The sequence below is a fragment of the Streptomyces sp. SA15 genome, from assembly GCF_002291145.1.
Lineage (GTDB): Bacteria > Actinomycetota > Actinomycetes > Streptomycetales > Streptomycetaceae > Streptomyces.
The window spans coordinates 383608-407964 of sequence record NZ_NTGE01000099.1 but is presented as its reverse complement, the minus strand read 5'-3'; the positions used below and the strand labels follow the sequence as shown (position 1 = coordinate 407964).

The window sequence follows — 24357 nt, the reverse complement described above, 5'->3', positions numbered from 1 at the left end:
CTGTGACCCGCCGGATCGCCGGCGGGTCACACCTGGGTCACCTGGGTCTGACGCCGTCCGGGCGGACCCGGCGAGCCGACGGCGGTGAAGTCTGGGCTCCGCCAAGTACGCCGCGGCGAGGTCAGCGGCTGCTGGTCCAGCTGTGGGCCACGTCCACCACCAAGCGGTCGGCCAGCTGCGTCACCCGGAACGGCAACCGCGCCCGCACGCCAAGCCCGATCTGCGTCTCGCCCTCGAAGCTGCCCGCGAAGCGGGTGTCCCTGAAGGTGCGGTAGCCGGTGATGTCCACACCGGGGAGGGGGCGGCCCACCTTGCCCGGGTACACGGCCGCGCCGGTCTCCGGGTTGTAGCTCGGCGCGGCTACGCGGACCTCGAGTATCGCCCCGCCGCCGACCGGGATGTAGTCGCCCGAGCCGGCCTGGTGGAGGCGGTCGACGTACTGGACGTAGTAGCCGATGTCGCCGCCGCCGGGGACGTCGAAGACCATGCGGTCGAAGCAGTCGTGCTTGCCCGTCCTGATGTCCTTCAGCGGTACGGCGCCGGCCGTGACACTGCCCTTGACGCCGCTGCCCCAGCCCGTCGGGCAGGCCGTGACCCCTGAAACCGGGGCGGCGGCCGCGGTGGCCGTGCCCGCTCCCAGTACCGTGCCCGCGAGGGCGAGTGCCGCCGCTGCCGCTCCCATTCGCCTCATGATGTCCCCCTTTGTTGCCTAAAGCTGGCATTGGGTAAGACGATCCGGTGCCACGGAAAGTTGCATACGACGGCTGTATAACGGCTGCTGTATAACCGGGGCCATGATCTATCACGTCGTCCCCCGCGATGAGTGGCACGCCCGTCCGAACCAGCCGTACGCGCCCGCTTCCCTCGCGGAGGAGGGCTTCGTGCACTGCTCCCCGGACGAAGCGACCACGCTCGCCGTCGTCAACGCGTTCTATCGGACCGCGCCCCGGCCGCTGCTGGCGCTGGTGCTCGACGAGGAGCGGCTCGCCGCCAAGTGTGAGTGGGAGGCGGCTGCTCCCGCTCCGCCGCCCGGGGTTGCCGAGGATGTCCTCTTCCCGCATGTGTTCGGGCCGCTGAACCGCGATGCCGTCGTGCGTGTTCTGGAGGTTCGGTGGGATGAGGAAGAGGGCCGGGCGACGGGCCGGGCGACGGGCCTGGCGGACGTCGGCTGAGGCTGAGGCTTGGCCCGCCTCAAAGACCCGCCTCAAAGACCCGCGCGCAGGTGGCTGACCGTGACGAAGCGGTAGCCGCGGGCGGTGAGGGTGCGCAGGATCTCGGGGACCGCGGCGACCGAGGTGGGGTGGATGTCGTGCATGAGGACGACGTCGTTGCGGCCCGTTTTGGTGATGACCGTCTGGGCGATCTTCGCGGCGTCGCGGTACTTCCAGTCCTCCGTGTCCACGTCCCACAGCACAGGGGAGAGCCGCGTCACCTTCCTCACCTTGGCGTTGATCGCGCCGTACGGCGGGCGGAACAGCGTCGGCTCCTTGCCGGTGGCGGCTTTGATGGCCGCGCTGGTGCGGTCGAGCTGGGAATTGATCTGCGCGGGGGAGAGACCCGTGAGGTCGGGGTGGTTCCAGGAGTGGTTGCCGATCTCGTGTCCGGCGCGGGCCTCGGCGCGTACGAGCTCGGGGTGGGCGGCGACGTTCTGGCCGACGGTGAAGAAGGTGGCCCGCGCGTCGTACTTCGCCAGGTACGTCAGCAGCGTCGCCGTCTCCGGGGCGGCGGGGCCGTCGTCGAAGGTGAGGGCGACGCATTTCGCCCTCCGGCAGTCCGTCGGGTCGTCCTTCGGGGCGGTGTGCGTCGGTACGGCCGGCTCGGGCTCGGCGGTGACGCCGAGGTCGAGCCGGCCGCTCGGGTGCACGGTCTGACGCTGGACGCGCCCGCCGAAGTCGGACAGCCACGGGGTGACCGTCGCCTTCGAGAGGGTCACGGTGAAGCGCCCGGCCGGCGGGACGCCCACCTCACCGCGGTCGAAGTCCACCCTCAGACCTCCGTCGGCGGTGAACGCCATGTCGTCCAGGGCCGCCGTGCGGGAGGCCGGGTCGGCGAGCGTGTCGTCGAGTGAGGCCGCGTCGATGCCCTCCCGGCCATCGAGCTGCTTCTTCAGGGCGGCGGTGAAGGCGTCCGTGGAGCCGTCCGCGATGAGGTCGACGGCGGAACTGCGGGCGCGGTCCTTGCCGTCGTACCAGTACGTGCGGGTCATCAGCCCGTCTCCGGCCGAGCGGACGTCCAGTGTGGTCAGCCGTACGCCCAGGACGTCGCCGGAGGCGACCAGGAACTGGTGGCTGACGTTCAGCTCCGCGCCCTCGACCGCGCTCGTACCGTCGTCACACACCGCCGGCCGGAAGTCCGCGAGGCGCCGCTCGATGTCCTTCTTCATCTCGGCCGTCATGGCCTCGGCACCCGGCACGGCCGGATAGCTGGTCGCGTACGGGCAGGAGCTGTGCTCGCTGTTGTCGTTGACGATCTTCAGGCCCTTGATGCGAGACGGGTCGACGCCCCGGTCGGCGGCCGCGGCGGACGCGCCGGGAAGGGCGGACGGCGACGGCTGCCTTCCGGAGGAGTCCGAGGACCAGGACCCGCATGCCGCCGTCAGGGCCAGCGAGCCGAGCAGGATGAGAGAGGGGATGAGCGAGGGGACGAGCGAGTACTTGCGCATGCGAGAGCCCTAGAGGACGGGGATGTGCCGGACGGCCGAACGGCCACTGCCCGATCCTCACGGCCCCGGCGGTTGTCCAGCGACCCGCTCCATCACCTCTGGACAATCACGTGGACAACCATGCCTGACCTGCGCCTTTGGGCTCCTCGGGCTCCTCGGGCTCCTCGGGCTCCTTGGGACTCCTTGGGATTCCTTTGGACGATCCCGTCCTGCTCAGCTCACCTCGCAGATCTCCCGGTACGGCGCGTCAGGGACGTACGTCCGCCACTGCGCCTCGCTCAGTCCGCCGCCCGCGCGGTCGCAGACGGCGGCCACGGCGTGGTCCGGGGTGACGGGGTAGCGCTGGAGTGGGGTGTTCGGGCCGGACGCGTAGAGCGTGCCGCCGTCCCGGGCGAACGCGACCGAGCGGATCTCGCCGCCGGGCGTGGGCAGATCCGTGCCGAGTGGCTGCTGCGACGGGGTGTCCCACAGCTGGAGGGTGCCGTTCCCGCCGCCCACGCCGAGCGTGCGGCCGTCGGGCGAGAAGGCGAGCGCGGCCACCGCCTCCGGCGGGTTCCCGTCGGCGAACGCGGTCAGTACGCCCGTACGGTGACCGACGTCGCCGTCCCACAGGGTGATCCGGCCGGACTCGTCCCCTACGGCGAGCCGCTTGCCGTCGGGGCTGAACGCCAGCGCGGTGACGTCCCTGCCGTCGGCCAGCTCCCGGCCGGTGACGTGACCGGACGGCAGCTGGACGTACTGGTCGTCGGTGCCGACCGCCCGGGCTCCGTCGGGGCGTACGGCCACGGTCTCGCCGTAGAAGCCCTGGTGGAAGGTCGCCGTCCTGCGGGGACGGCTGCCGATTGTCCACAGGTCTGTGACGACTCCCTCGCTCGCGGCGCGCGAGAGGAGCAGAGTACGGCCGTCCGGGCCGAGGGCGACGGGGGACATCGGGTCGGCGGACGTTCCCGGGAGGTCGAACGTCGTCCGTACCTTGTGCGCCCGCACGTCCCATACGGTGAACCGCTGCCGTTCGGAGTCGGAGCCGGCGGCACTCGCCCCCACGATGTCGCTCACCGCGAGCGACCCGCCGTCCGGGCTGAACGACATCACCGGCGCGTCGCCGACACCCGTCGGCAGGGAGCCGAGGGCAGCCCGTGCGAGTACGGCCCCTGTACGGGTGGACCGCAACTCGAAACGGAAGCCCCCGTCCCCGTCCCCGTCCCCGCCCCCGCCCCCGTCGCCATCGCGGGTCGCGGTGGCCAGAGTCGTGCCGTCCGGGCTGAGCGCGCTCGCGTCGGCCGGGGTGCTCTGCCAACCGGGCGTCAGGTTGGCCGTCACGTCGTACGAGCGGACCGTCGTGCCGTCGAGGAAGCGCAGCACGCGCTCGCGGCCCGGGACCCAGGACAGATTCCTGACCTCCCTGCCGGTCAATGGAGTGCGGAAGGCCGGTAGCGCGGAGTCCGTCAGGCGCCACACCGTGAGTTCCTCGCCGTCCGCCGTGGCGAGGAAACGCCCGTCGGGCGTGAAGGCGGCCTGGGTGAAGCCGCTGTCGACGAGGCTCAGGGCCTCGGAGAGGCGACGGCCGCCAGGGACGTCCCAGACCTTCAGCGTGGTGCCGGAGACGGCGGCGAGCCGCTTGCCGTCCGGGCTGAGGCGGAGCAGACGTTCGCCGTCATCGGCGCCCGTACCGGTACCGCAGAGGTTCTCCTCCTTGTCCCAGGCGCCGGCCAGGCGCTCGCCGCGGACGGTGTCCCAGACCTGGGGCGCGCCGCCGGACGCGCAGAGCGCGAGGACGCCGCCGTCCGCGTCGAGGGCGCTGGTGACCAGGGCACTCGGCAGCCGCGCCTGGAACAGGACCTCGCCGTCGCCGCGTCGGCGCAACTCGATGGGGCTCCGGTCGTCCGAGGGCGCGACGAGGTAGCTGTTCCCGTCCGCCGCGAACTCCATCAGCCCCATGTCCCGCAGATCGGCGAGCGGCCTGCCGGTCGCCAGGTCCCACAGCTGTTCGCCGTCCTCTCCCGAGAGGTCGACGGTTCGCGCGTCCGGGCCGACCAGGCTCGCGTCCAGGCCGGCGGGCAGCTCGGACGAGCCGGTACGGCGGCGGGTGGCCACGTCCCACATGGTCACCCGGCGGCCTGCCACGCTGACGAGCGTCCGGCCCGCGTCGGTGAGGAAGCGCGCGGTGTCGTTCCCGGTCTGTGGGTCGGTGAAGGCGTCCCGCTCCGGCTGGAACAGGGCGCCGAGGAGGGCCGAGCGGGACTCGGTGAGCGGGGCGACCTTCCAGGCCGCGACGCCGAGCAGTGCGGCGGTGCGCGGGTCGGTCGAGCGCAGGCCGGTGGCCGTCGCGGCGATCCGGCGGGCGGCTGCCTTGGCGGCTTCCTGACCACTCGCCCGGTTCTGCTGCCAGGCCAGCAGGCCGCCCGCGAGGGCGAGGACGAGGAGAGCGCAGAGTACGGCCGTGAAGGTTCGCCTTCTTCTGGCCGCCGTGGCGCGCGCGGCCAGGGAGGCGGTGAGGAAGGCCTGCTCCGGTCCGGTCAGGAGGAAGGCGCCCTGCTCCGGTCGGGTCGGGGTGCCGTCCGGAGTGTCGTCCGGGGTGTCATCCGAGTTGTCATCCCAGTTGTCATATGACTTGTCATCCGAGTTGTCCCCAGGCGGCCGCCCCCCGAACAGCTCCTCCGCCCGAGCCAGCCGCGTCCCCCGGTACAGCGCTCCCGGGTCGTGCCCCAGCTCCGCCCACGCGCGGGCGGCCTCGTCGAGGCGGCGTTGCTCGCGCAGCCGCTCGCGGTCCTCGTCGATCCAGCCGGCGAGTCTCGGCCAGCCGGTGATCAGCGCCTCGTGGGCGAGCTCCACCCTGTCGCCGTCCAGGGTGACCAGGCGGGCGGCGGCGAGGCGCTCGAGGACGTCCCGTGCGCCGGGGCCGAGTTCGTCCCGCCCGACCGGGCGCCGGGTGTCGGCGGTGCCGTCCCCGGGGGCGATCAGGCGGAGCAGGATGCGGCGGGCGGTGTGGGCCTGGTCCTCGGACAGCTCGCCGTACACCTGCTCGGCGGTGGCGGCGATCGCGCCGCGCACCCCGCCCGCCGCCTCGTACGTCGCGAGAGTCAGCGTCCGGCCGCGGCGGCGGCGCCAGGTCTCCAGCAGGGCGTGCGAGACCATGGGGAGCGCCCCCGGCTGATCGCTGACCTCGTCGATGATCCGGGCGGTCAGCGTCCGCTCCACCAGGAGGCCCGTGACCGCCGCGGGCTTGGTGATCACCTCGCGCAGCTCGTCCCGGCCCAGCGCGCCGACCAGCAGGTTCGCCCGGCTGACCGCCTCGGCCAGGTGGCGGTGGTCGGCGCAGTGGCCGTAGAAGTCGCCGCGCACCGCGACCAGGACCCGCAGTCGGCTGCCTGGCTCGCGGGCCGTCAGCAGCAGTTCGAGGAAACGTTCCCGCTCCTCGCGGTCCGGGCACAGGGTGAACAGTTCCTCGAACTGGTCGACGATCACCCAGGTGTCCTGCTCGCCGTCCTGCGGGACCAGCGCCTTCGCGTGGGTGCGTGCGGGCCGCTCGCCCGGGGTGAGCACCCGGACCACCGCCGGACGACGGTCGCCCGAGGCGTCCCGCAGGGCGGGGATCAGCCCGGCCCGCAGCAGCGAGGACTTGCCGCTGCCGGACGGCCCGAACACGGCGGCGAAGCGGTGCTCGCGCACCAGGTCCAGCAATTCGCCGACCAGGCGGCCCCGGCCGAAGAACAGATCGCTGTCGGACGGCTCGAAGCGGGCCAGTCCCCGATACGGCGGGCTCGCGTCCCCTGCGTCTGCCTCGGGGACCGTCTCCGTCTCCTCCTCGACCGCGTCCTTCGCCAGCCGCCAGCGCTCCTCCCATTCCTCCGCGTCCGCGTCCAGGGCCTGCGCGTAGGCCCGTACGACGGCCAGTGAGGGGAGCTGCTCGCCGGCCGCCGCGTGAGACAACGCGCTCGTCGAGTAGTTCGCCCGCCGCGCCATCTCGCGGTAGGTGGGCTTCCCGGCCTTCTCTCGGAGGGCGCGCAGGTCATGGGCGAGCCGCTGTATCGGACCGGCGTCGGGGTCGACCGGCTTCTCACGTCGTCCCACCGGGCAGGCCTTTCAAGGGTCGAGCAAAGCGGCTGGTCACGTTACATTTCCGCCTGAACCCGTGGCAATGTCGGCCCGGCCCTGACCTGCCCTGATCGGTGAAGAAAAGGGGCGAGGCGCCGAACCCTGGTGGGTCCGGCGCCTCGGTGTGGTGGTGCGGGGTGGGTCAGCGCAGGGTGCCGAGGAGGTCGAGGCGGTCGTTGACGCCCTTGAGGAGCTCGCCGAGCGTCGTGCCGGGCGGGGCCACGGTGGGCGTGGAGGACGGCGGCTGGGTCTCGTCGGCGCAGGTCGTGCCCGAGGCCGGAACCTTCAGGTCCAGCAGGTAGCCGGTGATCGCGTCCGTCGCGCAGGCGCTCCTGTTGAAGGCGGTGTGGCCCTCGGCCTTGAACGTGAGCAGCGAGGCGTTGTCGAGCTCACGGGACAGGGCCACCGCGTCGCGGTAAGGGGTGTCCGGGTCGCCGGTGGTGCCGACGACGAGGATCGGCGCGGAGCCCTCCGCACGGTAGGAGCCGTCGTAGCGGCTGACCTTCTCGCCGGGCCACTGGACGCAGGCGGGGGCGTGCTGGTGGTCGTAGGTCGGCGGGCCGTAGGCGAGGGCCGGGCCGAGCAGCGGTGCCGCCTTGGCGTTGGCCGTGACGTTCCGCTCCAGCCGGTTCAGGTCGCTCGGGTAGTCCCGGTCGACGCACTCGACGGCCACATTCGGGGCCAGGAAGTCGAAGCTGGCCGGGGACGGCGGCCGGAGCAGGAAGGAGGTGTTGTCGCGCTGCTGGGCCTTGCGCAGGGCCTCGCCGAGGGAGGGCCAGATGACCTTGCCCTCGTTGATGTTGAACAGGATGCGGTAGACGAGGGTGTAGCCGTTCGCCTGCCCGCCGTTCGCGGTCGGCACCGGGTTGGCGTCCAGGTCGGCCTTGAGCTTCTCGAAGGCCGCCCGCGGGTCGCCGTCGCCGAACCCGCAGGTGGCCTGGTCGGCGGCGCACCAGGTGAGGAAGCGGCTCATCGCGCCGTCCAGGGCCTGGTACTGGGGCCAGTCGTAGGAGTACGGCTGGTTCGCGTAGCGCTCCGGGTCGTACGCGCCGTCAAGTGCCAGGGCGCGCACCCGCTCCGGGAACATGGCGGCGTAGACGGTGCCGATGTAGCTGCCGAACGACCGCCCGTAGTAGGTGAGTTGGTCCTCGCCCAGCGCCTGGCGCAGCAGGTCGATGTCGCGGGCGACGTACTCGGTGCCGATGTACGGCAGCAGGTCGCCCGAGTTGTCCAGGCAGGCCTGGCCGAACTCGGCGGCCTGGCGCAGGGCCGGACCGTAGGCGTCCGGGCCGGGGACGCCCTTGGCCTCGGTGACGGCCTTGGTGTAGCGCTGGTCGTCCCAGCACTGGAGCGGGGAGCTGCGTCCGACGCCGCGTACGTCGTATCCGAAGACGTCGAACGAGTCGCGCAGGCCGGCCGGCAGGTTCGCGTAGTTGTTGCGGACGAAGTCCACTCCGGAGTTGCCTGGCCCGCCCGGCTGCATGAAGAGGGTGCCCTTGTGCTTCGCCTCGTCCGTGGCCTTCTTGCGGATCACCGCCAGGGTGATGGTGCGGCCCTGCGGTTCGCGGTAGTCCAGCGGCACGTCGGCGCTCGCGCACTCGAAGCCGCCCTGGCAGTCGGACCAGGACAGGGACGGCACCGGCGGAGTCTTCTCCGAGGCCGTCCCGGTCGTCTCAGCGGCCATCACCTGGACGCCCGTACCGGCCATGGCGAGAGCGGCCGCGGCGGCTCCGGCGATTCTCAGGCGCGTGAAGCGCTTGCGCGCTCGGGTACCGGTCGTACCGGTCCGGCACCCGAGCCCGCGCGTGAGGCGGTTGCCCCGGCCGGGCGAGACGTGATCTTGCGTGGTCACCGCGTGTTTCCCCTCGGGCTGATGCTGCCGTGCTTTTGCTGCCGTGCTTTTGAAGAACCCACCCGGGGTTCTGGAACCCCCTGTTCCAGAACCCCGGTGACGCTCTAAGAGCCCCCGTATGAAGGTGAGTTCGGGGATTGTCTAGCTCAACTGGAGGGGAAATAGCGACAGGAGTGGCCGTGTGTTCGTCCTTCCACCAGATCTTCCCAGTACCCGGCGGTAGTTGGCGCGTTCGCCACGTCGACAAGGGGTAAGGCAGGGCGACTTGGGCGTGAGCTGCGTCACGTCTGCTTTGCGCGGACCGCCCCCCCGCTGCTCTTCCTGACCACCTGCGACTCCCTCCACTGCCTCGTGCCCGAACTCGGCCCGGGCCAGGAGGACTACGTCACCAAGCCCCTGGGCATCGTCGAAGTCCTGGCCCGCGCCCAGGCTCTGCTGCGCGGCCGGAGACCCGGGCGGCGAAGAAGTGCCCTGCTTTCCACACCTGCCGGGGCTTCGGCTACTGGCTTGGCTGCCCCCGGCGTTGAGACGCTCCGCGTCCGCCCGCTGTCAGCTGGACGGCCCTGCTGGACCTGTTCTCCCACACCCTCTGAAAGTGATTGGCAGATCTGTTCCACCGCCGCACTCACGTGACCTGCGGTTTTCCCTCACGGGGGTGGAACAGATCTGCCAATTACCCCTTGATCCCCTACGCGAGCACCAGGAATCTACGCGGTCGCGTCGGTGAGTTCCGCCGGGCGTTTCGGGCCGTCGGCGGCAGATGGCGCGGCTGCACGGTGCCGGGGGATGAACGTGGCCAGGGCGAGAGCCAGGAGGGCCGCTCCGGCGCCGATGGCCATGACGACCTTGAAGCCGTTCTCCGAGGGCAGGGCGTGGCCGGCGAAGTCCGTGGTCATCTGGGCCAGCAGGACGCCGGCGATGGCGCTGGCGAAGGAGGTGCCCAGGGAGCGCATCAGGGTGTTGAGGCTGTTGGCGGCGGCCGTCTCGGAGGCGGGTACGGCGCCCATGATCAGGGCGGGCATGGCGCCGTAGGTGAAGCCGATGCCGCCGCCGATGACGCAGGCCACCAGGATCAGGTGCCAGATCTCGGACATCAGCACGATGCTCAGGCCGTAGCCCGCGGCCACGATCAGGGCGCCGATCATCAGCGTGAGCTTCGGGCCCTTGGCCTTGGTGATGCCGGCGGACACGGCGGACATGGCCATCACCACCAGGCCCTGCGGGGCCATGACCAGGCCGACGCTGAGCATCGACTTGCCGAGGCCGTAGCCGGTGGCCTCGGGCAGCTGGAGCACCTGCGGCAGGACCAGGGACATCGCGAACATCGAGAAGCCGAGCGCGATCGAGGCGAGGTTGGTGAACAGCACCTGGCGGCGGGCGGTGGTGCGCAGGTCCACCAGCGGCTGGGCGGTCCGCAACTCGTACCAGCCCCACGTCAGCAGGAGGACGACGGCGGCGGTGAACAGACCCAGGGTCGTGCCGCTCGTCCAGCCCCAGTCGCCGCCCTTGGAGATGGCCAGCAGCAGACAGATCAGCGCGGCGGACAGACCGAGGGCGCCGACGAGGTCGAAGCGGCCGCCGGTGCGCACCTTGGACTCGGGCACGATCACCAGCACGAGCGCCAGGGCGAGGGCACCGAGGACGGCGGAGGTCCAGAACAGTACGTGCCAGTCGAAGTTGTCGGCGATGAAGGCGGCGGCGGGCAGGCCCAGCGCACCGCCGACGCCCAGGGAGGCGCTCATCAGGGCGGTGGAGCCGGCCAGCCGCTCGGCGGGCAGTTCGTCGCGCATGATGCTGATGCCGAGCGGGACGACGGCGGCGGCCAGGCCCTGGAGCGTACGGCCGACGATCATCGGGACCAGGGACTCGCTCAGCGCGCACACCACCGAACCGGAGATCAGCAGGACGATGCTGGCCAGCAGCATGCGGCGCTTGCCGAACATGTCACCGAGCCGGCCCACCACCGGCGTGGCCACGGCCGCCGCCAGCAGGGTCGCGGTCACCGCCCAGGCCGTGTCGGACGCGGGTGCGTCGAGGAACTCGGGGAGCCTCGGGACGATCGGGATGACCAGGGTCTGCATCAGCGAGACGACGATCCCGGCGAGGGCCAGCACCGCCACCACGGCATTCGGCCTCGGCGGGGCGGACGTGCCCGCGTCGGCGGGTTGGGCAGGGGCGTGGGACATGGCGGGGCCTCCGTCGGAGCAGGAGCAACTGGATTGCTTGAGTTACGCAAAGAAAAGGATTGATTGAGTTAAGCAAGCGATTGCGGAAGGGTCTGTCTCGGTCGCCGTCGCCCTGCGCCTCACGCGCTCGCTTTCTGGATGTACGAGATGTATGAGATTGCGAGATTGCAAGATGGGCGATATGTACGGGATCTGACGGGACGTAGGGGTGTCACCGGGCCCGGCGGCGGACGGGGGGAGTGCTCCGCCCGCCGGACCCGGCGACCGCGCCGTTGCCCGTCCCCACGAGTTCGGCGCGACGGGGTCGCCTCCGCTCAAAGCGGCCCCGGTCTGTGGTGCGGCGGGATCGCCGCGTGGGTTGCTTGAGTTAGGCAAGCACGTTCTGCGGCAGCTGGAGCGGTGCGGCTACGTGATCCGCGTCCCGGACCCGGACGACCGCCGAGCCCAGCGCGTCCAGCTCACCGAGGCCGGACTGGCCGCCGTCCACCGCATACGGGAGGCGAGTCGCCGAGGGGTCGAAGTGGCCCTGGCGGACTGGTCGGCCGGGGATCGGCGGCAGCTCGCCACGCTCTTCCACCGGCTGTACGACGACTTCGTACGACGTGCCGAGGCGCAGGTCGACATCCGGCCCCCGGCCTGACGGACCACCCGCCCGACCGGAGATGTGACACAGGCTCTCAGCCCCGCTGCCGCGCGGGCCGCCCCCGGAGGAGGCCCATGCCCGCGCCGAGGGAGACGACACCCATGCCGGCGCTGGTGACGAGGCCCTGCGCGCCGTCGACGGCGAAGGGCGCGACCGCGGCGACGGCGAGGTTGAACAGGAACAGGAACCACAGGACGGGGCGGGAGGAGAGCAGCGCCTTCACGGGAGTTTCCTTTCGGGGAGAGCCGTGGACTTCCCCGGACGGGGAGCCGTTGACCTTGCGAGAACAACGATCCCGTCGTCGCGCCGCGGTCACGAGGGAGCCGACTCCCGAACCCATGGTGTAGCCCGCTGCACCCCGTGTTCCGGCGGAATAGAGTGAAACGGAAGATGGCTAGACATATGGAGCCCCTCAAGTACCCCAGGAGCTCCGTACCTCAGGAGCTCCACGAGAGCGAGATGAGTGGCCATGGAGCGGGCCATGGAGCGGCGGATCGTCGACGACCAGAGGGCGGGTCCCGGCCCGCACGTCGTCGGTGAGGCGCTCACCGCGCGCGCCACCGTCGACGAACACGGCACCGTCACCGGGTGGAACGACGGCGCCGAAGCCCTGCTCGGATACGCGTCCGAGGAGATCCTGGGCCGGCCGGCGGCCTCCCTGCTCGCCGAGGCACCCCCGGCACGGGAGATGCCACCCTTCGCCCAACTGCCGAGGTGGCACGGAACGCTCGCTCTGCGGCACCGGGACGGCCGCCGTATCGAGAGCAGGGTGCTGGCACACCACCACACGGCGCCGGCGCACGGCGGCGGCGAATGGCTGCTGCTCTCCCCCCTGACCGGGGAGGAGCCCGAGCCCGTCGACGAGACCCTGGTGCGCTGGAGCTTCACCCAGTCTCCGTGCTGTGCCCAGGCGCTGTACGACACGCGGCTCCGGCTGCGGCGCGCCAATGAGGACATGCAGCGGGCCTTGGCCCTCACCGAGGCCGAGATGCGCGGGCTGCGGGTGACCGAGATCGTCGACAACGATGCGGGCGTTCGGGCGGAACAGGCCATGGCGCGGGTGCTGGAGACCGGTGATCCGCAGTACGACGAGAACTATCTGCGCGCCGCCGGGGAGACCCGCGAGCACGCCTGGTCGGTCTTCATGGCGCCGCTGCGCGACCAGGAGGGCCGCATCCAGGGTGTCTGCCTCTCCGCGCACGACATGACGGAGCAGCACTGGGCCCGCAAGCGCCTCCAGCTGATCGCCGAGGCCGGCCGGCGCATCGGCAGCACGCTCGACGTGACGCGGACGGCGCAGGAACTCGCGGACGTGGCGGTCCCGGAACTCGCCGACTTCATCAGCGTCGAACTGCTGGCGTCCCTCGAGGAGCCACGCGAGCAGCCCCCGGCCGCCGCCGGATCGCTCACCCTGCGACGCATCGCCCAACAGTCCGTGTATCCCGGGGTCCCCGAGGCGGCCATCGCCCCGGGTGAGCTGGACGAGTATCCGGAGGGCTCCCCGCCGGTGGAGAGTCTGCGCTCGGGACGCGCCGTGCTGCACCAGGTCACCGAGCCCGCGATCGCAGAATGGATCGTCCAGCGCCCGATCAGGGCCTCCCGCGTCCGCGAGTTCGGCATCCATTCGGTGATGACCGTGCCCCTGTCGGCACGCGGAATCACCCTGGGCGTCGCCGTCTTCGTACGCCACCGGCACCCCGACCCGTTCCAGCAGGACGACCTGGTCCTGGCCGAGGAACTGGCGTCCAGGGCGGCGGTCTGCATCGACAACGCCCGGCGCTACACCCGCGAACGCGGCACGGCCGTCACCCTGCAGCGCAGCCTGCTGCCGCAGAGCATGCCCGAGCAGGCCGCCGTGGACGTCGCCTCCCGCTACCTGCCGGCCGGTGCCCAGGCAGGGGTGGGCGGAGACTGGTTCGACGTGATCCCGCTGTCCGGAGCCAGGGTGGCGCTGGTCGTGGGCGACGTCGTGGGCCACGGCATCCACGCCTCCGCGACCATGGGCCGGCTGCGGACCGCCGTACGCACCCTCGCCGACATCGACCTGCCCCCCGACGAACTGCTCACCCACCTCGACGATCTGGTGGGTCGGCTGTCCACCGAGGCGGAAGGCGCCGGGTGGACCGCCGGGGACGGGGAGACCTCGGGAGATGTCGGAGCGACCTGTCTGTACGCCGTGTACGACCCGGTCTCCCGCCATTGCACGCTCGCCCGGGCCGGGCATCCGCTGCCGGCCATGGTGAGCCCGGACGGCACCGTGGAACTGCTCGACCTTCCGGTGGGACCCCCGCTGGGCCTCGGCGGACTGCCCTTCGAGGCGGCCGAGGTCGAACTGCCGGAAGGCAGCCTGCTCGCCCTCTACACCAACGGTCTGCTCGAATCCCGCGACGACGGCGTCGAAAGCGACGTCGACGGCGGCATCGCCCGGTTGTGCCGCGCCCTCGCCGGCCCCGCCGCCTCCCTGGACATCCTGTGCGACGCGGTTCTCGCGTCCGTACTGCCGCAGCGGCCCTCCGACGACGTGGCGCTGCTCGTCGCCCGCACCCGGGGGCTCGACACCGACCGGGTCGCCTCCTGGGACGTGCCCCCCGAGCCCGCCGCCGTCTCCGAGGCGCGCAAGAACGCCATGGCGCAGCTCGAGGAGTGGGGCCTGACCGACGCGGTGTTCGTCACCGAACTGGTCGTCAGCGAACTGGTCACCAACGCCATCCGGCACGCCGAAGCGCCCATCCAGCTCCGCCTCATCCATGACAGAAGCCTCATCTGCGAGGTCTCCGACGGCAGCAGCACCGCCCCCCACATGCGCCGCGCCCGCACCTTCGACGAAGGCGGCCGGGGCCTGCTGCTGGTCGCCCAGCTCACCCGGCGTTGGGGCACGCGCCCGACCTCCAAGGGGAAGACGATATGGGCGGAACAGAGCGTCGAGCAGTCCCGCAAGTAGCCTCGAGCAGTCCCACAAGCAAGGAACAGCCCACATGCAAGAGGGCCGGCCCCCGCCACACGTGTGGCGGGGGCCGGCCCGGTGACCGGTTCTCCGAATCAGGGAGTGACGGTCAGGGAACGACGGTCAGGGAGTGACGGTCACGACAGTGCTGCCGACGCTGTCGGTTCCGTCGCCGTAGCCGACGAGGCCCAGGTAGGAGTGGCCGGTCGGGAGGTCCTTCCAGGAGACGGTGACCTCGGCGGTGCCGCCCATGGACGCCGGCTGCTCGGCCGGGGCGGCGGTGGCCTGGTGGTCCGGCTTGCTGTCCGGGCCGATCAGCCAGGTGTGCAGGGTGTACGGCTGGCTCGTCTTGCCTTCCGGCAGTGCGAACTGGACGACGTACACCGTGTACGTGCCCGGCTTGAGGTCGGCGTGCTCGTCGCTGCTGCCGCCGGGCAGGTCGTTGACGAGGTTGCCGTCCTTGTCGAGGACGAACAGGTCCAGGTCGCTGCCCGCCAGGTGGTCGGCGGACTGGATCGCGACGCGGGCCAGTTTCGTGCCCTCGGGCACGGTGACCTCGGACTTGGCCACGGAGGCCGGCTGCGACGACGCCGTCGGGTCGAAGTTGCGGTTGGTGCCGGTGAGCGTGCCGGTCTTGGTGGTGCCCTCGTACAGGCCGTTCACGGCGGCGGTGAGCTTGCCGTCGTAGCCGGTCTTCGGGGTGAGGGCGACCGAGCCGGTGGCGCCCTTGCCGGTGACGTCGGCCGGCGGGGCGAGCGGCGCGGCGCGCAGGGCGACGGTGCTGCGGACGCGGTGGTCCTTGTCGCTCAGGATGACCGAGCCGTACGACCACTTGCCGAAGGCGGCGTCGGTACGGGTGAAGCTCACCTTGTACGTGGCCGACTCACCGGGCTTCACGGTCAGCGTCTTCGGCGACACCGTGGCCTTGTAGCCGGGCGGCGTCTGCAGCGACGCGGTGTAGACGCCGGTGGTGTCGTCGACGTTGGTGACCGTGCGGGTGATGGTCTGCTTCCCGGTGAACCTGCCGGACGAGATCGTCGGGTAGTTCAGGTCGCTCGGGTCGATCTTCCGGGCGGTGGCACAGGCGTCGGATCCGTCGCCGTACACCGGCTTGTCGCCGACCGCGCAGGAGAACGCGATCCAGTCGGCGGACGTGGAGTCGTAGACCAGGCCAGGCTTGTCGGCGGCGTTGGGGACGACGTGCCCGGCGCCGTAGTCGAGCGGGGTGGCCGCGCTGCCGGAGCGCTGGATCGGCTTGCCGTCGCTGTTCTTGGTGGACGCGGTCGTCATCAGCGCCGACTTGACCTCCATCGGCGACCAGTCGGGGTGCAGCGCCTTGAGCAGCAGAGCCAGACCGGAGACGTGCGGGGCGGACATGGAGGTGCCGGACATGATGCCCTGCTCGCCCTTGAAGGTGCCGTTCTCGCCGCCCGGCGAGGTGCCGGCGACGACGTCGACGCCGGGGGCCGTGATGTCGGGCTTGAGCAGGCTGCCGTCGCTGAGCGGGTCCGGGCCGCCGGAGGAGAAGCCGGCCATCTCGGGGGCCGTCTGACGGACGGCCTTGGCCGCGGCCAGTTCGGCCTTGGCCCCGGAGCCGTCGGCGTACGCCTTGACGGCCTCGCCGGAAGCCTTGTCGAGGTGCGTGGTCGGGACGGTGTGCGCGTCGGCGACCTCCTCGTCGGCCGCGCTGACGTTGTACAGCACCATGCCGACGCCGCCGGCCGCCTTGACCTGGGCGCTCTTGTCGACTCGGGCGTTGCCGCCGCGCGCGCAGACCACGATGGCGTCCTTGACCTTGGCCGGGTCCAGGGCGTCCGGCTGGCACTGCCCGGCCTTGGTGGCGTCCACACCGCTCTTGGCGGCCTTCGCCCCGTCGACCAGCGGCGCGGACGGTACGGCGGAGCCGCTGATGCCGACGCCGGTGTAGGCCTTGCCGTCGCCGAGGGTGACGGTCGTGCGGTAGCCGATGTCGTGGGTGGAGGCGGCGACCGTGGTCACCCACGGCACGCTGTTGCCGGTGGTGTTCGGCCCGTCGTTGCCCGACGAGGCGGAGACGAAGACACCGGCCCTGGCGGCGTTGAACATCGCCAGGAACTCCGGGTCGGTGGTGTCCTGAGCGGGACCGCCGAGGGAGTAGTTGATGACGTCCACGCCGTCGGCCACGGCCTTGTCCATGGCGGCGACGATGTCGATCGTCGAGCAGCCCATGCTCCAGCAGATCTTGTACGCCGAGATGCGGGCGCCCGGCGCGATCCCGGATATGTCGCCCTTGATGCCGCTGTCGGTCACGGCGGCGGGCACGTGGGCGTTGCCGGCCGCGGTGGTCGCGGTGTGGGTGCCGTGGGACTCGGCGTCCATCGGGGACGCCCAGTCGGTGGGGCCGGGGCTGGGGATGCCCTTGTTGAAGTACTGGGCGCCGATCACCTTGTTGTTGCAGGTGACCCGGTGGGCGAGGTCCGCGCCGGGGTCGCAGCTGCCCTTCCACTTCTTGGCGATGATCTCGTCGTCGGTCGTGTTCGGCATCGCCTGCAGCGAGGGGTTGCCGGTGTTGATGCCGGTGTCGAGGACACCGAGGATCATCCCTTCACCGGCCTTGCGCTGACCGCCCGGGAACTTGGAGTACAGGCCCTTGCGGTCCTTCAGACCGAGGAACTCGGCGGTGTCGGGGACGGGAAGCGAGCCGGCCGCGGTCGTGTCGGTGGGGGCGGCGGCGGGCCGGGCGGCGGCTGCCGTGTTCCCGAGCGCAGTGTTCCCGAGCGCAGTGTTCCCGACTGCCGTGTTCCCGCCCGCCGTCTTCGCCGCGCCCGTCGCCTGCCCGGCCGCCGCCGCGTCGGCGTCGGACGCGGCCGTCACCTGGCGCATCTCGTTCCGGCTCAGCGAGACGACGCCCGGGGTGCGGGCCAGCTCGTTGGCCTGACCCGCCGTCAACTTGGCGGCGAATCCGTTCAGTACGTACTGGTAGCTGTACAGCGGCTTCACGCCCTGCACCTCGTCCAGCACCTTGTCGAGTTCCTTCTTCAGGTGGCCGAGGTAGTCGCGCACGGCCTTCGTCCCCGGCTTCAGCCGCTCACCCGGATCGGGCGCCGTCTCGGATGCCGTGGCGACGGGCTTGTCGGCGAGTTGGACGAAGTACGTGCCGCCCTTGTAGGGCAGCCGACCGGCGTCGGCCGAGGAGACCGGCGGCGCGTCGGTGGGTGCGGCCTGGGCGAAGGGCCCGTAGGTGAAGATCAGGCCGCCGGCGACGGCCGGGGCCAACAGGAAAGCGCTTCTACGGCCGACGCGGCGGCGTCGGCGCGGGTGTTGCTGGGACAAGATGGTGCCTTCCCCCTGCGCACGCCGCTAAGTGGGGTGCGCATGACGGTCGTTGGAGTAGTCACGTCCCCCGGGATGGTTTTCATCTTGGCTGCTGAGAGATCACTGTGAGAAGGGTGGGATCTCTGAAAGCGCAACAACTTCACATCTGTTCCACCCGAGTTCGCACAGTCCGGGGGATCCTCGACCTTTCGGACGATCGTCGGCCCGCGTCCCTCGTCCGTTCGGCCGATCCGACGGGCCCCGGCAGCCGCCTACGATGCGCTGCGTAATCTTGGCAACATCCCTGGCCGGCAGCCCGTTGAGGCCGACCGATTCACTCGAGCGAACCCGAAGGAACAGCGAACGTGTCGTCCAAGAACAGTCGTCTCAGGGTCGCTTTGGTGGCCCTCACCGTGGCGGTGGCGGGCCTGGCCCTGGCCGGACCCGCCGCGGCAGCCACGCACCAGACCTCCACAGCCTCCGCGACAGCGGCCACGGCTCCGCAGGATGAAGCGCCCCTCATACCCGTCGACTTCGTGGACCTGCCCACGAGCGCCCTCCCGGCCGACAGCAAGCGGCACAAGTTCACCGTTACCTACCGCAACGAATCGTCGGCGGACCAGACGGTCGCCCCGCAGCTCCTCGTGGAGTCACCGGACGCGGGTCCGTTCCTCAACCCGTCGGACGTCAAGCTGGAGCGGCGCACCGCGCACGGCTGCTGGGAAGCCGTGGAGGTCGGCAGCCAGACCGGCACCCTGTTCACCGACCTCACGACCGCGCAGCGCACCCTGCACGCCGGCGAGACCCTCACCGAGGTCTACCGCCTCACCGTCCTCAACCCGGAGGCCGAGGGCACGGTGCACCCGAGGGTGGCGCTCTACGGCTGACCGCTCCTGGTGACTTGACGCTCGGCCCCGGACAGGTGAGGTACCTGTCCGGGGCCGAAACGCGTCCTACTGACTACTGCTGCGGCGCCGGGGCGGGCGACGGAGACGGGGACGGGTCGACGGCGTCCTCGGGTTCGCCCGGCAGGGGCTCGAAGGCCAGGGCGTCCCAGGCGATCGAGTCGTCGCCGGTACCGTCCGCCGTGTCCGAGCTCAGCGAGACACTCGGGGTGCCCTTGAACTCGTACGAACCCAGCGACACCCAGGTGTTCTCGCCGCCGGTGTCCTGGGAGATCGTCTTGTCCACGACGGTGCCGTCACCGAGATCGATGTGGTACGTCGCCTGGTCGGTGTTGGCCTCGTGGTCGGGCAGGTGGACCATGACCCGCGCCCAGCCCCTGACCTTCCGGTCGGGCGTCCAGGTTCCGGTGACGACCGAGTCGGTGAACTTTGGATCCCGGGTGTGGGTGAGCCAGAAGTGGCCGCCGAAGCCCGCACCGAGTTGGTGGAAGTCGATCTTCGACGGGTAGACGGTCGCGCCGTTCTGCTCCGCGGAGCCGAAGGTGAACGACAACGTGCCCCGGCTGGTCCAGTTCTTGCCGGCGCAGGGGTTGGTGTTGCCGACCCGGAACTTCACCGTGTTGGGCACGTCGTCCACGATCAACGCGTTCTCGGGCAGGGAGGAGGTGCAGGCGGCCGGGCGGGGCGAGGTGACCTCCGGCTCGGGATCGGTCGCCTGGTAGGTCAGCACCTCGGTGCCGCACTTCTCCGCGCAGTCCGTCCACGTCACCGGCTCGTGCCACCAGCACTTGAAGTCGTCCCGCTGGCACGGGCCTTCGGGCTGGCTCGACCCCTCGACCTTGCGGGGCTTGGAGGTGTCGCACTCGTTGACGGTGGGCTTGCAGAAGGCGTCGTGCGGCGGCTGCGCGTCCGGCGCGTTGCCGGTCGGCCAGTCGCCGACCGTGAAGGCCGGAGCGGACGTGCCGGTCGTCGGGTCTGTCTTCTGCTGGGAGTACGCCGCCCAGCCCAGGACCCGCTCCGGGTACGTCCACAGGTTGGGGGTGCGGGCGTCGTCCGGGCCGGACGACAGGAACATCTTCCGGTCCGGCGGGTAGAGGCCGTTGGCCGGGTTGTTGAACCAGCCGAGGCCCCACGGGGCGGCGCTGTCCGAGGCGTTCGGCTCGTTGAAGCCGCTGTTGTACGCCCACAGTGCGTACCACCAGTTCTCCAGGTACTGGGGGTCCCCGCCGTTGACGAGCATGCCGTGGTCGTACAGCTGGTTCCACTTGTCCTGGAGGATCTGCAGCCCGGCCGCGATGTTGGCCGCGTAGTCCACGGTGATCGCCTTCTGCTGCTCGGCCGTGTAGGCGGCGTCCGAGCGGGCCATGCCGGTGGTCACCTGGGAGATGCCGTAACCGCAGTCGGCGGCCGACCAGTTGACGGTGTGGACGCTGCCGGCGTTGCCGTAGTAGCCGCCCTGGATGAAGTTGCCGCTCTCGCCGGCCGCCGCCCTGGGGCTGGCCTGCACCAGATTGCTCTCCTGGGAGAGCACGCCGAGCATGACCTGCGCGGGCACCCGGCCACCGCCCTTGAGGTCGACGGGCGGGAAGAATCCCTGCGGGGTGTACGACGGAAGGTCGGTGCCGTTCCAGCCGGACCGGCGGCGGACGTCCAGCTTGCCCTGCACGGCGAGGTCCGTCGCCCACTCGACCATGGCGGGGGACGGCTGGAGCGACTGGAGCTCGGGGTCGTTGCGCGTGACGGCGCAGGCCCGGTCCGGGTCGGTGGTGGTGTGCGCCGGGCCGTCGTCGACGCTGTTCAGCTGCATGCCGACCGACGGCTTTGCGCTGCCGCGGTCGTCGGTTGGGGCGGACAGGGCAGGGGACTGTGCGGCGCCCTGCGCCTGCCGCAGCGCCTTCGGCTTCACCCGGAAGTCGAAGGTCTGGTCGGTGCCCGGTATCAGGGCGTTGATACCGACCGGCTGCGCGGTGCCGGGCGTCTGGGCCGTGGTGATGTTCTTGCCACCGGCCGCTTCGGCGCCGTTGCCGATACTGGTCAGGGCGAGAGAGCCGGTGGTGGAGACCTCGGACGAGGCGGGGACGTCGAGCAGCTTCCAGCTCTTGGGCAGAGCGGAGCCCGTGATCTCCTCCCGCGCGTCCTTCCCGGTCACGAAGACCCGGCCGCCGTTGCCGCGCACGGACAGGGCCCCGAGCAGGCCGGAGCCGAGCAACCGGTCGGAGCCGGCCTGCGTGACCCGGCGGATCTGTACCCGCTCCTTGGCGGCCGGGACCTGGTAGGCGAGGCCGCTGCCCGCGTCCGGCACCAGCCGGAACGGCATTCCCTCCGTACGGGCCAGGGTGTCGATACGTCCGTCGCCGTTCACCGAGACCACCGAGTCACCGGTGGCCGCCGCGATCCCGTTCCCGAAGGGCACGGCGGAGGTCAGGAGCCCCTTGACGGTCTGCTGCCCCGTCAGCTTTCCCTGCCGCGCGTCGACGGTCAGCAACTGTGTGTCGTCGCCCTGCGGCCGGGTGAGCACGGCCTGCTCGCCCTCGCCGCAACCGGGGTTGAAGTAGGCGAGGGAGACCAGCTCCGGCAGCTTGGTCACCGCGCCGTTCTCCAGGTCGACCACGGCCGCGAAGGCGCCCTTCTGGAAGCCCTCCTGATCGTTGATCACCTGCCGGGGTGCGTAGACCACCACGGCGCGGTCCCCCGACGCCGTCATACAACTCTGGCCGATCCACTGGTCGGTGTCGATGCCCGGCTCGGACAGGGTGGCCGCGGTGCGCCAGGCGTAGGCGTCCGCGGCGTCGGCGGTCAGGATGTGCAGTCCGGTGCTGTCCCCGTCGTACGCGACGATCCGGTCGTCGGACCGCTGCCATCCGGACGGTAGTTGGGAGGTGTCGGTGACCCGGTCCGACAACGGTGTGGGGTTCGGACCGGACGAGCCGGTCAGGGCCGCCGACGCCAGCGGGGCGATGAGCGCCATCGCCAGCACGGATATCCCTCCGGCCGCGAGTATTCGGCCCCGTCGGCTTTTCGGCACCCGCCAGCGGTGCCTTCCTCCTGGGGTTTCACGAGAAGTGCGCAAGGTGTTCCGTCCGGATTCATTTATGAAGGTCTGTGCCGGCTTTGACGGTTCCCCCGACGCCGGTGCAGCGGAAGTTATCAATCCGATGTGGCCGCTCCAGGTGGCCGAGGTGTTCTACCGGGCGGTATCCACGAAACATCCACGAGATCATTAATGAGACGGCCGGATGAGGTTCTGGGAGGGGTCCCGTGCGGCACGGTCAGAATTCCTCGCATGCGTGAGACCAGCCGGGCCGAAGTCCGCGAGATCGCGGGAGCCATAGCGAGCGAGACCGTCATGCGATACGCCGACGCCCTCGCCAGATCGCCCTACGCCGAACAGACCATGGAGACGACGGCGCAGCGCGTGGCCACCGAGGTCGCCCGCGCCATCGCCGACGAACGCGTCGCCCATGCCGACGAGATCGTCCGGGCCGCCGAGGAGGCGGCCGGGAACACGGCCACCGAGACCGCGCAGCGGGTCGCCGAGAAGACAGCCGCGAGTCTCACGGCCGAGGCGGCGGCCAAGTCGCTGGAGGAGGCGCGCGAAGCGGTCGCGGAGGCGCTGGAGGAATCCCGCCGGGCGGTCGAGGCCGCGCTGGAAAAGGCGCGGGGCGAGGCCAAGTCGGCGCTGGAGAAGGCGCGGAGCGAGGCGAGGGAGGAACTGGACAAGGCCCGGACGGAGGCGAAGGAAGCGCTCGGGCAGGCACGGAGCGAGGCGAGGGAGGAACTGGACAAGGCCCGGACGGAGGCGAAGGAAGCGCTCGGGCAGGCGCAGAGGGAGGTGAAGGAGGAACTGGGTCAGGCGCGGACGGAGCTGGAGGATGCGCAGGAGGAGCTGAAGAAGGCGCTCTCGAAGATCCGGGTCGACCTGGCGGACGCCAAGGGGGAGTTGGACAAGACGCTGTCGAAGGCCTGGACGGCCCTGATCGCGGCGCGGGATCAGGTGACGGAGACCGTCGGCCGGTTCGCCCGGGAGGAGGCGGTCCGCGCGGTCCTCGAGACCGTCGCCGAGAAGGTGCCGCCCGTCGTGGAGGTCAGGGTGGCGGACGCCGACCCGGTCCGCGTCACCGGCCACACGCACGCCGTACTGCCGGACGTACTGCTCGCCCTCGGCGCCGGCTGCCACGTCCTGCTGGTGGGACCGGCCGGCACCGGCAAGTCGATGATGGCCCAGCAGGCGGCGGAGGGGTTCGGCCAGGAGTTCCACGCCCTGTCCCTCGGCCCGACGACGCCGATGAGCAAGATCTTCGGCTACTACGACGCGCACGGGACCTACCACGGAACGCCCTTCCGCAGCGCCTTCGAGCACGGCGGCCTGATGCTGCTCGACGAACTGGACAGCGGCCACCCCGGGCTCCTCGCGGAACTGAACCAGGCCCTGTCCATCCGCTCCTGCGCCTTCGCCGACGGCATGGTCGCCGCCCACCCGGAGTTCCGCCTCGTCGCCACAGCGAACACGTACGGCACCGGCGGCGACCGGCAGTACGTGGGCCGCCAGGCGCTGGACGCGGCCACGCTCGACCGCTTCGTCGTCATCGACGTACCGGTGGACGAGGACCTGGAGGAGCGCCTCGCACTCGCGCACGCGCCCGCACGGCAGGAGGACACCCTGCGGGTGATCGAGAAGGTACGGCGGCTGCGCGCCACGGCGGCCGAGAAGCGGCTGCCGGTGATGTTCTCGCCCCGCGCCGGCATCGACGCGGCGAAGCTGCTCCAGGCCGGGGCGAGCGTGGAGCAGGCCATCCGGTGGCGGGTGGTACGGGGCATGTCGGCGGCCCACCGCTCGGCGCTGGGGCTGGGAGACGGCGGAGAGGACGGCGAGGAGTGAGCCGGATCAACGCCGAGCCGGGGGACACCGTCCACGCACTGCCGGTGATGTGGTCCTGGCAGGAGTTCGTCGACCGGGCCCGCGAGCCCGACAGCATCGACAACGGAGACGGGCGCAACTACACCGACGACGAGTGGGCCGGCGCCTCGTGGGAGGAGGCGCTGCGGCTGGCCGAGGACGGCTGGACGACCGTACTGCCCGAGGTGGAGGCCGAGGTGGCCGAGCTGCGCGAACGGGTCGGGGACCAGGTGCTGACCACCGCCCTGGTGCCCGCCTGGGACGTCACCGGCAGCGAGGTGGACGTCGGCGTCTACCTGAGCGGCGTACCGGAGTGCATGGTGGACGCGGTGCCACAGCGAATCTCGGCACGAGGCCGGGTAGTGACGTTCCTGGTCCCGACCGGCTACGTCAACACCACCCCCCACTCGGCCGTGCACCACCGGGGCGTGGCCCTGGCCGCCCTGTGCTCGTCCATCATCGCCTCCGGGCACAGCGTCGAGATCTGGTCGGGCTTCTGCTCCTACGTGAGCGATACGGACCGGTACGCGTCGGTGGCGCGGGTGGTCTCGGCGGCGGAGCCGCTGGACATCGGCCGGCTGATGTTCGTGATGGCACATCCGGCGATGCTGCGCCGCCTGTGGTTCGCGGTGTGGGACAGCGCCCCGGAGCCGGTGGCCCGCCGCTTCAAGCAGGAGGTGTACGGCAGCGCGTCGTACGACTGCTTCCCGGAGGATCTCCCGGAGGGCATCACGGACCCGTACGTCCTCCCCTACCTGTCGCCGGAGGACAGCCAGTGGGAATCGACGGACACGGCGCTGGCATGGTGCCGGAAGATGTTCGCGGGGCTGGGGCTGCTGCGGGCATCCTGAAGAGAGAGGGTTTGCCCCGTTCCGGGCG

13 protein-coding genes and 1 pseudogene are annotated in these 24357 nt (G+C 71.1%); 6 read left to right on the top strand and 8 right to left on the bottom strand.

Going from position 1 to position 24357, the window contains the following annotated elements:
* Positions 1-121: 121 nt before the first annotated feature.
* Positions 122-691: a hypothetical protein gene (locus CLM62_RS21975; protein ID WP_095751577.1), complete on the bottom strand. Its 570-nt coding sequence runs from the start codon at positions 689-691 to the stop codon at positions 122-124.
* A gap of 103 nt (positions 692-794) precedes the next feature.
* Between CLM62_RS21975 and CLM62_RS21970 the strand changes: the two genes are divergently transcribed.
* Positions 795-1172: a DUF952 domain-containing protein gene (locus CLM62_RS21970; RefSeq protein ID WP_095751576.1), complete on the top strand. Its 378-nt coding sequence runs from the start codon at positions 795-797 to the stop codon at positions 1170-1172.
* Positions 1173-1204: 32 nt separating this feature from the next.
* Here CLM62_RS21970 and CLM62_RS21965 read toward each other — a convergent pair whose 3' ends face one another.
* The 4 genes from CLM62_RS21965 to CLM62_RS21945 all read right to left on the bottom strand — a co-directional run bounded on the left by CLM62_RS21965 (position 1205) and on the right by CLM62_RS21945 (position 10795).
* On the bottom strand, positions 1205-2662 hold the full coding sequence (locus CLM62_RS21965) for a polysaccharide deacetylase family protein (RefSeq protein WP_095751575.1): 1458 nt from the start codon (positions 2660-2662) through the stop codon (positions 1205-1207).
* A 213-nt stretch (positions 2663-2875) separates the two neighbouring features.
* The gene (locus CLM62_RS21960; RefSeq protein WP_095751574.1) at positions 2876-6733 is read right to left on the bottom strand and encodes a helix-turn-helix domain-containing protein; all 3858 of its coding nucleotides are present in this window, start codon (positions 6731-6733) and stop codon (positions 2876-2878) included.
* A gap of 166 nt (positions 6734-6899) precedes the next feature.
* Positions 6900-8465 (bottom strand): alpha/beta hydrolase, encoded by a 1566-nt coding sequence (locus CLM62_RS21955; protein ID WP_095751715.1) that lies wholly within the window; start codon positions 8463-8465, stop codon positions 6900-6902.
* An 851-nt stretch (positions 8466-9316) separates the two neighbouring features.
* The gene (locus CLM62_RS21945; protein WP_095751573.1) at positions 9317-10795 is read right to left on the bottom strand and encodes an MFS transporter; all 1479 of its coding nucleotides are present in this window, start codon (positions 10793-10795) and stop codon (positions 9317-9319) included.
* 382 nt (positions 10796-11177) lie between these two features.
* On the opposite strand from CLM62_RS21945, the pseudogene CLM62_RS51725 reads away from it, so the two are divergent.
* Positions 11178-11435: pseudogene (locus CLM62_RS51725) on the top strand (MarR family winged helix-turn-helix transcriptional regulator); the annotation flags it as partial.
* Positions 11436-11472: 37 nt separating this feature from the next.
* Here the strand turns inward: CLM62_RS51725 and CLM62_RS21935 are convergent.
* Positions 11473-11661, bottom strand: coding sequence for a hypothetical protein (locus tag CLM62_RS21935; RefSeq protein ID WP_095751572.1), 189 nt, complete (start codon positions 11659-11661; stop codon positions 11473-11475).
* A gap of 258 nt (positions 11662-11919) precedes the next feature.
* Between CLM62_RS21935 and CLM62_RS21930 the strand changes: the two genes are divergently transcribed.
* Entirely contained in the window at positions 11920-14379 is a 2460-nt protein-coding gene (locus tag CLM62_RS21930; protein ID WP_095751714.1) for a SpoIIE family protein phosphatase, read from the top strand.
* Between the two features lie 126 nt (positions 14380-14505).
* Here the strand turns inward: CLM62_RS21930 and CLM62_RS21925 are convergent, their stop codons facing one another.
* Positions 14506-17694 (bottom strand): S8 family serine peptidase, encoded by a 3189-nt coding sequence (locus CLM62_RS21925; protein WP_257003986.1) that lies wholly within the window; start codon positions 17692-17694, stop codon positions 14506-14508.
* A gap of 347 nt (positions 17695-18041) precedes the next feature.
* Between CLM62_RS21925 and CLM62_RS21920 the strand changes: the two genes are divergently transcribed.
* A complete protein-coding gene (locus CLM62_RS21920) occupies positions 18042-18563 on the top strand; it encodes a hypothetical protein (protein ID WP_095751571.1) in 522 nt (173 codons plus the stop codon).
* A 73-nt stretch (positions 18564-18636) separates the two neighbouring features.
* On the opposite strand, the gene CLM62_RS21915 is transcribed toward CLM62_RS21920, so the two are convergent.
* Complete coding sequence (locus CLM62_RS21915) at positions 18637-21549, bottom strand: hypothetical protein (protein WP_095751712.1); 2913 nt, start codon at positions 21547-21549, stop codon at positions 18637-18639.
* Positions 21550-21864: 315 nt separating this feature from the next.
* Between CLM62_RS21915 and CLM62_RS21910 the strand changes: the two genes are divergently transcribed.
* On the top strand, positions 21865-23460 hold the full coding sequence (locus tag CLM62_RS21910) for an AAA family ATPase (RefSeq protein WP_095751570.1): 1596 nt from the start codon (positions 21865-21867) through the stop codon (positions 23458-23460).
* Positions 23457-24329, top strand: a complete 873-nt coding sequence (locus CLM62_RS21905) for a hypothetical protein (protein ID WP_257003985.1) — start codon at positions 23457-23459, stop codon at positions 24327-24329. Before CLM62_RS21910 ends, CLM62_RS21905 begins: the two co-directional genes overlap by 4 nt.
* Positions 24330-24357 lie beyond the last annotated feature (28 nt).